Origin of the sequence: Bradyrhizobium jicamae, assembly GCF_018130215.1 — a bacterium.
GTDB classification, from domain to species: Bacteria; Pseudomonadota; Alphaproteobacteria; order Rhizobiales; family Xanthobacteraceae; genus Bradyrhizobium; species Bradyrhizobium jicamae_A.
The window spans coordinates 1-1,168 of the sequence record NZ_JAFCKQ010000133.1 but is presented as its reverse complement, the minus strand read 5'-3'; the positions used below and the strand labels follow the sequence as shown (position 1 = coordinate 1,168).

The 1,168-nt window shown below is 62.5% G+C and carries 2 protein-coding genes and 1 pseudogene; all 3 read left to right on the top strand.

Annotated features, from left to right (window positions below):
* A partial coding sequence (gene trbB / locus JQ586_RS40330; RefSeq protein ID WP_212400165.1) for a P-type conjugative transfer ATPase TrbB occupies positions 1-675 on the top strand: 675 nt, incomplete at its 5' end.
* 1 nt (position 676) lies between these two features.
* Positions 677-1,000, top strand: a complete 324-nt coding sequence (locus JQ586_RS40325; RefSeq protein WP_212400164.1) for a TrbC/VirB2 family protein — start codon at positions 677-679, stop codon at positions 998-1,000.
* Positions 1,000-1,168 (top strand): annotated as a pseudogene (locus JQ586_RS40320) (VirB3 family type IV secretion system protein); the annotation flags it as partial. The gene JQ586_RS40325 and the pseudogene JQ586_RS40320, both read left to right, overlap by 1 nt.

The following is a 1,168-nucleotide window of genomic DNA, read 5'->3' as shown; positions in this document are numbered from 1 at the left end:
GGTGAGCGATTTGAGGGCCTCTTGCCCCCGGTCGTTGCCGCTCCCGCTTTCGCGATCCGCAAGCCCGCGGTCGCCGTGTTTACGCTCGACGACTATGTCGCCAGGGAGATCATGACCTCGGAGCAGGCCAACATCCTGAAGAACTCAGTCGCCGCACGCAAGAACATCCTTGTCGCCGGTGGGACATCGACCGGCAAGACAACATTGACGAATGCGCTCCTGGCCGAAGTGGCAAAGACCTCCGATCGGGTCGTGCTGATTGAGGATACCCGCGAGCTTCAGTGCAAAGCGCCTAATCTCGTGGCTTTGCGGACCAAAGACGGCGTGGCCTCGCTGTCGGACCTTGTTCGGTCCTCGCTGCGACTGCGGCCCGATCGCATCCCGATTGGCGAAGTCCGAGGTGCCGAGGCGCTCGATCTGCTCAAGGCCTGGGGTACAGGTCATCCTGGCGGCATCGGCACTATCCATTCGGGCACCGCGCTCGGTGCGCTGCGCCGGCTCGAGCAACTCATCCAGGAAGCCGTCATCACGGTTCCGCGTGCCCTGATTGCCGAGACCATCAATCTCGTTGCTGTGCTTGCGGGGCGCGGCGCCGACCGTCGCCTCGCTCAACTCGCACTCGTTACGGGGCTTGGTGCCGCCGGCGACTACAGCCTTTCATCAGCAGGAGACTGACATGCGTCAGCAATTTCGCTTTCTTCGAGATGTATCGTTGGCCGCCTTCGGCGCGGTGTTTTTGGGAGCGGCGCCGGCATGGGCGGCTGGCTCGAACATGCCGTGGGAGCAGCCACTCAAGCAAATCTTGCAGTCGGTCGAAGGGCCGGTCGCCAAGATCATCGCCGTCATCATCATCGTGGTGACCGGGCTCACGCTCGCTTTCGGGGATTCGTCAGGTGGATTCCGCAGATTGATCCAGATCGTGTTCGGCCTGTCGATCGCGTTTGCCGCCTCGAGTTTCTTCCTGTCGTTCTTCTCCTTCGGCGGCGGCGTGGTGATCTGATGGATGATCCTGTTACAGGCTTTGTCGCGCCCGTTCACCGCGCGCTCACTGAGCCAATCTTGATGGGCGGCGCGCCACGGTCTGTCGCGATCGTCAACGGCACCCTTGCGGCAGCCCTTGGGCTCGGACTTCGACTCTGGATCGCGGGTCTCGTCCTCTGGTTCATCG